This is a genomic window from Metabacillus sp. RB-C-LZQ-3-1, from assembly GCF_058315175.1.
Genome location: NZ_JBZFLI010000008.1, coordinates 213431 through 223012 on the forward strand (window position 1 = coordinate 213431; position 9582 = coordinate 223012).

General features: G+C 35.0%; 7 protein-coding genes. All 7 read left to right on the forward strand.

The features are described 5' to 3' along the window. Positions 1-147 precede the first annotated feature (147 nt). The 7 genes from dnaN to AC4GZ8_RS15000 all read left to right on the forward strand — a co-directional run bounded on the left by dnaN (position 148) and on the right by AC4GZ8_RS15000 (position 9345). Complete coding sequence (gene dnaN / locus AC4GZ8_RS14970; RefSeq protein WP_491082697.1) at positions 148-1284, forward strand: DNA polymerase III subunit beta; 1137 nt, start codon at positions 148-150, stop codon at positions 1282-1284. A gap of 286 nt (positions 1285-1570) precedes the next feature. After that, positions 1571-1786 (forward strand): S4 domain-containing protein YaaA, encoded by a 216-nt coding sequence (gene yaaA, locus AC4GZ8_RS14975; protein ID WP_491082698.1) that lies wholly within the window; start codon positions 1571-1573, stop codon positions 1784-1786. A 16-nt stretch (positions 1787-1802) separates the two neighbouring features. Further along, positions 1803-2921 (forward strand): DNA replication/repair protein RecF, encoded by a 1119-nt coding sequence (gene recF / locus AC4GZ8_RS14980; RefSeq protein WP_491082699.1) that lies wholly within the window; start codon positions 1803-1805, stop codon positions 2919-2921. A gap of 10 nt (positions 2922-2931) precedes the next feature. Then, a complete protein-coding gene (remB, locus tag AC4GZ8_RS14985; protein WP_491082700.1) occupies positions 2932-3177 on the forward strand; it encodes an extracellular matrix regulator RemB in 246 nt (81 codons plus the stop codon). Positions 3178-3320: 143 nt separating this feature from the next. Next, positions 3321-5249 (forward strand): DNA topoisomerase (ATP-hydrolyzing) subunit B, encoded by a 1929-nt coding sequence (gene gyrB / locus AC4GZ8_RS14990; protein ID WP_491082701.1) that lies wholly within the window; start codon positions 3321-3323, stop codon positions 5247-5249. A gap of 350 nt (positions 5250-5599) precedes the next feature. Continuing rightward, entirely contained in the window at positions 5600-8101 is a 2502-nt protein-coding gene (gene gyrA / locus AC4GZ8_RS14995; protein ID WP_491082702.1) for a DNA gyrase subunit A, read from the forward strand. Positions 8102-8256: 155 nt separating this feature from the next. Further along, positions 8257-9345 carry an HD-GYP domain-containing protein gene (locus AC4GZ8_RS15000; protein WP_491082703.1) on the forward strand — a complete coding sequence of 363 codons (1089 nt, stop codon included), beginning with the start codon at positions 8257-8259 and terminating at the stop codon, positions 9343-9345. Positions 9346-9582 lie beyond the last annotated feature (237 nt).

Genomic DNA, 9582 nt, shown 5'->3' on the forward strand with positions numbered 1-9582 from the left:
AAGCAGTTATCCACATTTCCACAGGACCTACTAGTACTTCTACTATATTTTTAATAAAAAATAATATAACTAAATCAAAAAAATTTCACAAATCCTATTTGCATTGCTAGAATTTAAAAATGGCTTAGGAACAGGAGGAATATATTCATGAAATTTATAATTCAACGAGATAAATTAGTTCAAGGTGTACAAGATGTAATGAAAGCTGTATCTTCTAGAACAACTATTCCTATTTTGACTGGGATTAAGATTGTTGCTCATACAGAAGGTGTTACCTTAACTGGTAGTGATTCTGATATCTCTATTGAATCTTTTATACCAGCTGAAGAAGATGGTAAAGAATTTGTAGAAATTGTCCAAGCCGGTAGTGTTGTGCTACAAGCTAAATTTTTTAGTGAAATTGTAAAGAAGCTTCCAATGGATATTGTCGAAATTGAGGTAGGAAATCATCATTCGACAATTATTCGATCTGGTAAAGCAGAATTTAGCCTAAATGGTTTAGATGCTGAAGAATATCCTCATTTACCACAAATTGAAGAAGATAATATCTTCAAAATCCCAACGGATTTACTAAAAGCAATGATTCGTCAAACTGTTTTTGCTGTTTCCACTTCTGAAACAAGACCAATTTTAACAGGTGTAAATTGGAAACTCGAAAATGGTGAATTAATTTGTATTGCTACTGACAGCCACCGTTTGGCTTTAAGAAAAGCTATGATAAATTCAGAAAGTCAAAGCTCATACAATGTTGTCATTCCTGGGAAAAGTCTTAGTGAATTAAGTAAAATCCTAGATGATACAAGTGAACTGATTGAAATTGTTATTACTGAAAATCAAGTTTTATTCAAAGCGAAAAACTTATTATTCTTCTCAAGATTATTAGACGGCAATTATCCTGATACGTCCCGTTTAATACCTGCTGACAGTAAAACAAATTTAACTTTGAATTCTAAGGAATTTTTGCAGGCTATTGATCGTGCATCATTACTTGCAAAGGAAGCTCGAAACAATGTTGTAAAACTTTCAACTCTATCTGATGGAATGATTGAAGTATCATCCAATTCTCCTGAAATTGGAAAAGTAAGCGAAGAAATTCAAGCAGAAGTAGTAGAAGGTGAAGAATTAAAAATATCGTTTAGTGCAAAATATGTAATGGATGCTTTAAAGGCACTTGAAGGAACGGAAATAAATGTTAATTTTACAGGTGCCATGAGACCTTTTGTTATTCGAACAAAGGACGATGATTCAATGCTCCAACTAATCCTGCCGGTAAGAACATACTAATTTAGTTAATAATTGGACTGATTTATTTCAGTCCTTTTTTCTTTTGGAAAAACCATAACCTCTCACACTCAAAAATCAAGTATTTTCACTCTGGCGTAAGGCTTTCAAAAAACAGATTTGGAAAATAATAGATGTATGGTCAAAAAGACCTAAATATCAAAAATAAACGGTTAGTGGTGTCTTTTTGGAGTGGACACTAAAAGAGCTTTTGAGAGTTGTTGTACTTCTGATCATATTTTTAGTAAAATAAAAAGGTTAGAGACTACTGATGAAAGAGGTGGTTCACATGGCTAAGCCGGTCAAAATTGATTCGGAGTATATTACACTAGGTCAATTTCTTAAATTAGCAGATGTTATTCAATCTGGAGGAATGGCTAAATGGTTTTTATCAGAATATGAGATTTTTGTGAATAATGAACCTGAAAACCGCCGTGGGAAAAAATTAAGAGATGGCGATGTTCTCTATATACCTGATTTCGGCACGTATATTGTGAAAAATTAAAGTTGGTGTACAAATTTTGTTTATAAAAGAGCTGAAATTAAAAAATTACCGTAATTATGAGGATCTAACAGTACAATTTGAAAATAAAGTAAATGTCATTCTTGGGGAAAACGCACAAGGAAAGACAAATGTGATGGAATCGATCTATGTCTTGGCTATGGCTAAATCCCACCGTACCTCGAATGATAAAGAACTAATCGGTTGGGATAAAGAGTATGCTAAAATAGAAGGTAGTATCGAAAAATATAATCGCTCAACAGCTCTTCAATTAGTTATTTCCAAAAAGGGGAAAAAAGCGAAGCTGAATCATATAGAGCAAGAAAAGCTTAGCCAATATGTCGGAGCTATGAATGTGATCATGTTTGCTCCAGAGGATTTAAACTTAGTGAAAGGAAGTCCTCAAGTTAGAAGGCGATTTATTGATATGGAAATAGGTCAAGTTTCAGCCGTTTACCTTCATGATCTAAGCAGGTATCAAAAAATAATGCAGCAGCGCAATCATTATTTGAAATTGTTGCAGCTTAGAAAGCAAAAGGATCAAACGATGCTCGACGTTTTAACAGAACAACTATGTGAAGCAGCTGCTAAGATTATTAATAAACGTCTTCAATTTATTTCTGAGCTTCAAAAATGGGCTGAGCCGGTTCACTCTGGAATTAGTAGGGGTTTAGAGACACTTAGAATTAAATATAAGCCCTCTGTTGATGTATCAGAAGATCAAGATTTGACGAAAATGATAGAAGCATACGAACAAAAATTTGCTAAAATAAGAGAGAAAGAGATAGAACGCGGGGCTACTCTTGCTGGTCCTCACCGGGATGATATGCTCTTTTATGTAAATGATCATGACGTGCAAACATATGGATCACAAGGTCAGCAAAGAACAACAGCCTTATCACTGAAATTGGCTGAGATTGATTTGATTCATAACGAAATAGGAGAATATCCGATTCTTTTGCTAGATGATGTTTTATCTGAGTTGGATGATTTTAGACAATCCCACTTGTTAAATACCATTCAAGGTAAGGTACAAACATTTGTGACAACAACAAGTGTAGAAGGAATCGCCCATCAAACATTAAAAGAAGCTGCCACTTTTCATGTGAAAGCAGGAGAGTTTTCTGACGAAAAATGAGGTGAGTCATGTGTATATCCATCTAGGTGACAATTATGTTGTCCCTTCAAAAGAGGTCGTTATGATATTGGATCGACAATCTTCGCAAGAGTCCTCAATTGTTGATGAATTTTTTAAAAAGCAGCAGGATAAAATCGTTCAACTAGCAAGTAATGACGCAAAATCCATAATTATAACGCTTGATAAAATTTATTTTTCCCCATTATCGTCAAGCACATTAAAAAAACGAGCACAAGTTGCTTTTGATATAGATTAAAATAACAGCTTTTATAGACTCAATTATAAAGCTACCTGTTAATCAATTATTTTAATTGATTACAGAATATTCTTTTCAGAAGCTATTGAATGTAAGCTTCGAAATTGGTTATGTAAGCTTTAGGAAAAGTGTAGGTGATCAGTGTGACGACAGATAACAATCAAGTCCAACAACAATCATATGATGAAAATCAGATTCAAGTATTAGAAGGTCTAGAAGCTGTTCGGAAACGTCCAGGGATGTATATCGGATCTACTAGCGGCAAGGGTCTGCATCATTTAGTTTGGGAAATTGTTGATAATAGTATTGATGAAGCTTTAGCTGGTTTCTGTACTGAAATCAATGTGATTATTGAAGAAGACAACAGTATTACTGTTAAAGATAATGGTCGTGGAATTCCAGTAGGTATTCATGAAAAAATGGGGCGACCGGCTGTTGAAGTTATTATGACAGTCCTGCATGCCGGAGGAAAATTCGGCGGCGGAGGATATAAAGTTTCCGGAGGACTGCATGGTGTAGGTGCTTCTGTTGTTAATGCCCTTTCAACAGAACTTGATGTCACTGTCCATCGTGATGGGAAAGTTCATTATCAAAAGTTTCATAAGGGTGTGCCTGCAGCTGATTTAGAGGTTATTGGAGAAACAGATGTTACTGGTACCATCACTCACTTTAAGCCAGATGCTGAAATCTTTAAAGAAACGACAGTATACGATTATGAGATTTTGGCAAATCGTATTCGTGAGCTTGCTTTTCTTAACCGTGGTTTGAAAATTACGATTGAGGATAAACGCGAGAACAAGCGTTCAAATGAATACTACTACGAAGGTGGTATTAAATCTTATGTTGAGCACTTAAACCGTACTCGTGAGGTTATTCATGATGAACCTGTCTATATTGAGGGTGAAAAAGACGGTATCACGACAGAAGTTGCTATTCAGTACAATGATAGTTATACAAGCAATATTTATTCTTTCGCTAATAACATCCATACCTATGAAGGCGGAACACATGAAGCTGGATTTAAATCAGCATTAACACGGGTTATTAATGATTATGCTAGAAAGAATAAAATTTTTAAAGAAAGCGATGATAATCTATCAGGAGAAGATGTACGTGAAGGCATTACGGCTATTATTTCAATTAAGCATCCTGATCCGCAGTTTGAGGGACAAACAAAGACAAAGCTAGGAAATTCAGAGGTTCGTACTGTTACTGACTCTGTTTTCTCTGAAGCGTTTGATAAATTCCTGCTAGAAAATCCATCAGTTGCCAGAAAGATTGTTGAAAAAGGCTTAATGGCAGCTAGAGCACGATTAGCAGCTAAAAAAGCACGTGAATTAACACGACGTAAAAGTGCTTTAGAGATTTCGAATCTACCAGGTAAGTTGGCAGATTGCTCTTCTAAGGACCCATCAATTAGTGAATTATACATTGTTGAGGGTGATTCTGCGGGAGGTTCTGCAAAACAAGGGAGAGATCGACATTTTCAAGCGATTTTGCCATTAAGAGGTAAAATTATTAATGTTGAAAAAGCAAGACTGGATAAAATTTTGTCAAATAATGAGATAAGAGCAATCATTACAGCATTAGGTACAGGGATTGGTGAAGATTTTGATATAACCAAAGCCCGTTATCATAAGGTTGTTATTATGACAGATGCAGATGTAGATGGAGCTCATATTCGTACATTACTTTTAACATTCTTTTATCGTTATATGCGCCCGATTATTGAACAGGGTTATATTTATATTGCTCAACCACCACTTTATAAAATTCAGCAAGGTAAACGAATTGAATATGCCTACAATGATAAACAACTTGATGAGTACTTAGCGGAAATGCCTGATCAGCCAAAACCGGGTATTCAACGCTATAAAGGTCTTGGAGAGATGAATCCAGAGCAATTATGGGAAACTACGATGGCTCCTGAGACACGTACTTTACTTCAAGTTACTCTAGAGGACGCTATTGATGCGGATGAGACGTTTGATACTCTTATGGGAGATAAAGTTGAACCTCGTCGAAACTTCATCGAAGAAAATGCGCAATATGTTAAGAATCTAGATATCTAATTAAGTGAATTAGGAACACCTCATTTCGATGGGGTGTTTTTATAAATGGTTGTTTTCGCAATCTAATTCAAGTTTTTCTTAAAAGGTCAGGTTTTTAATAAGAATAGTTTATTAAAAGCCTTAAAAATATAGTGAATATCTATGAAATATCTAGTAAATTCATGTGTATTCTCTCGTCAATATTGCTATAATGAAGAGTAGACTATTAAATAAACTATCCAATTGGGCAGTATTTATAACAGACAGATACTATCAACCATTGTCGAAACTGATAGTATTTTGCCGTTTTCTGGTGAATTATTTGGCACTCCCAATTAAGATGCAAAAAGGAAAAGGGAGGTTATCTTAATATGGCGGAAAATCAAAGCTCTCAAGTTATAGAAAGAAATATAAGTAATGAAATGCGTGAATCATTTTTAGGTTATGCAATGAGCGTTATCGTCTCTCGTGCTTTACCGGATGTACGTGATGGATTAAAACCTGTTCACCGACGTATTTTGTATGCAATGAATGATTTAGGAATGACCTCAGACAAACCATTTAAGAAATCAGCTCGTATCGTTGGTGAAGTAATTGGTAAGTACCATCCACACGGTGATTCAGCTGTTTATGAAACAATGGTTCGTATGGCTCAGGATTTTAACTTTAGATATATGTTAGTTGATGGACATGGGAATTTTGGTTCTGTTGATGGTGATTCAGCAGCTGCTATGCGTTACACAGAAGCCCGTATGTCAAAAATATCTATGGAATTGATCCGTGATATTAATAAAGACACAATAGATTACCAAGATAACTATGATGGTTCTGAGAGAGAACCAGTTGTTCTTCCTGCTAGATTTCCGAACTTGCTAGTCAATGGGGCTACGGGAATTGCTGTAGGGATGGCAACAAATATACCTCCTCATCAATTAGGTGAGGTAATTGATGGAGTACTTGCATTAAGTAAAGATCCAGATTTAACAATTCCTGAAATTATGGAAATTATACCTGGACCAGACTTTCCAACTGCAGGACAAATCATAGGCCGGAGCGGTATTCGAAAAGCATATGAAACAGGTCGTGGTTCCATTACACTTCGAGCGAAGGTTGAAATTGAAGAAAAACCTTCAGGAAAGCAAGTAATCATTGTCAAAGAAATACCATATCAAGTAAACAAGGCGAAGCTTGTTGAAAAGATTGCAGAATTAGTTCGAGATAAAAAAATCGACGGTATTACTGATCTGCGTGATGAATCTGATCGTAAGGGTATGCGTGTTGTAATCGAAGTACGTAAAGATGCAAATGCCAATGTGTTACTTAATAACCTATATAAACAAACTGCACTTCAAACAAGTTTTGGTATCAATATGCTTGCTTTAGTGGACGGGCACCCGAAGGTTCTTAACATTAAGCAAATGCTCTTCCATTACCTTGAACATCAAAAGGTTGTCATTAAACGCAGAACAGCATTTGAATTAAGAAAGGCAGAAGCAAGAGCACATATTCTTGAAGGATTGAGAATTGCACTTGATCATTTAGATGCCGTTATAACTCTTATTCGAAATTCACAAACAACAGAAATTGCCCGAAATGGTTTAATGGAGCAGTTTTCATTAAGTGAAAAACAAGCACAAGCAATCCTTGATATGAGACTTCAAAGATTAACAGGATTAGAGAGAGAAAAGATTGAAGAGGAATATCAATCACTTGTGAAATTAATTGCTGAATTAAAGGCGATCTTAGCTGATGAAGAAAAAGTACTTGAGATTATTCGTGAAGAACTTACAGAAATCAAAGATCGCTTTAATGATGTCCGTCGTACAGAAATTGTAGCAGGCGGTCTTGAAAATATTGAAGATGAAGATCTTATCCCTGTAGAGAATATTGTGATAACGTTGACTCACAATGGATATATTAAACGCCTTCCAGTTTCCACATACCGAAGCCAAAAGCGTGGAGGAAGAGGTATCCAAGGAATGGGGACAAATGAAGATGATTTTGTTGAACAGCTTTTAACAACATCTACCCATGATACAATTCTATTCTTTACGAACAAAGGGAAGGTTTATAGAGCAAAAGGATATGAAATTCCAGAGTTCAGCAGAACAGCTAAAGGTCTCCCAATTATCAATTTGCTAAGTGTAGAAAAGGATGAATGGATAAACGCTATTATTCCTGTATCTGAATTTGTTGATGATTGGTTCTTATTCTTTACGACGAAGGATGGAATCTCAAAGCGTTCGCCATTATCACAATTTGCAAACATCCGTAATAACGGATTAATTGCAGTAGGTTTACGTGATCAAGATGAACTTATTTCTGTTAAATTAACGGATGGTTCAAAGGATATCATTATTGGGACAAAAAATGGTATGCTGATTCGTTTCCCAGAATCAGATGTACGTTCAATGGGACGAACTGCATCAGGAGTAAAAGGTATTACGCTTGATGAGGATGACGAAGTTGTTGGTATGGAGATACTTGAAGAAAGTGTAGATGTCCTGATTGTCACAAGCAATGGGTATGGAAAACGAACTCCTTCTGAAGAATATCGTGTTCAAAGCCGTGGGGGTAAGGGATTAAAAACATGTAATATCACTGAGAAAAATGGTCCGGTCGTTTCAGTGAAGGCTGCTACTGGTGAGGAAGATATCATGTTGATTACAGCAAGCGGTATTATTATTCGTATGGATGTTGGTACCATTTCTAAAATGGGACGTAACACACAAGGTGTAAAATTAATTAAGCTGGATGATAATGTTTCTGTTTCTACTGTAGCATTGGTGCAAAAAGATGAGGAACAAGATCAGCAAGATCAAGAAGAAACAGAAGAATCAGAGATTCAATCAGGAACTCAATCAGAAGAATAGAAAAAAGGGCTAAAACACACAAATGTGCTGTTTTAGCCCTTTTTTTCTTAAATCATTTTATTACATATAACAAGGTTTGCAAAAATAGCCGTTCTTAATAAAACCCAAACAATGTTTTATATTTTTCGCTATAATGGAATAGGGAGGGATACCTTTTGAAAATCCACATTAGTCAATTAAAAGAGGGCTGTATCTTAACTGATGATGTTTTATCCGCAACAAATAGACCATTAGCATATAAAAACACTATAATCACCAAGAGACTGAAGGACGTTTTACAAGCCTTTTTAATTAAAGATGTACAAGTAGCAAATGTGTTGGAAAACGGAAAAAAATTCACACCATCTTTCTTTGAAGAAGAGCAGATTACAGAAACCACAAAAGAGGAATTAACATCGCAAAAGCCTTTTTACCAACATTATTTAGAAAGTGTACAAGCGTATAAGCAGCTTTTTATAAGTTGGCAATCAGGTGTTTTAGTTGATATTCAAAAGGTAAGGAAAGTGATACTGCCACTAGTTGAAGAAATCGTTAAAAACGATGAAGAAGTTTTTAAGCTTTATCATTATTGTAAAAAAGAAGACTATGTTTTTCATCATAGCATCTCTGTGGCTTTGGTAAGTACGTTCTTAGCAAAGAAGTTAGGTTATCAAATGGGAGAAATAAACCAGATTGCCTTAACAGGGTTATTATGTGATTGTGGTATGGCTAAGGTAAGTCCTAATATATTAAAAAAGAATTTGACACTTACTGAAAGTGAATATAAAGATATTAAACAGCACCCTGTTCATAGTTACAATTTGCTTAAAAACATTATGTCTATTAAAGACGGAGTAAAGATGGGTGTTTTACAACATCATGAAAGAATTGATGGTAGTGGTTACCCACTAAATGTTAATGATCAACAGCTTCATCCTTATAGTAAAATAGTAGCTTTAGCAGATACATACCAAGCGATGGTTTCGGTTAGACCATATCGAAGTAAGCAGTCACCTTTTAAGGTTCTTGAACAAATTATGGAAGATGACTTTGGGAAGTTTGATCTGACCATTATAAATGAATTAAAAAAAGGGATTGCAAGGTTTTCAACAGGGACAAAAGTAAGATTATCTAATGGGGTGAATGCTGAAATTATTTTCATGGATGACAGCAACCCTACTAGACCAATGGTAAAATGTTTGGTGACAGAAGAGATTATTTCCTTAAAAAATCGAAGAGAATTATTTGTAGAAGAGATTATATAAAAAAATGCTCTGATTGTGTTGACTGGATTTAATGTTCCTGATATAATCTTTTAAGTCAGCTAATCAGGGCTGAATGAAAAAAATAAAAATTAAAAAACAGTTGACTTTATAATGAGTTAAATGTTATATTAAAGAAGTCGCTTTTAAGCGATAAAAGTTCTTTGAAAACTAAACAAAACCAAGCGTGCCAACGTTAATTTCGATTAACAAAAACGTACTATATAGTACAAATTTTTG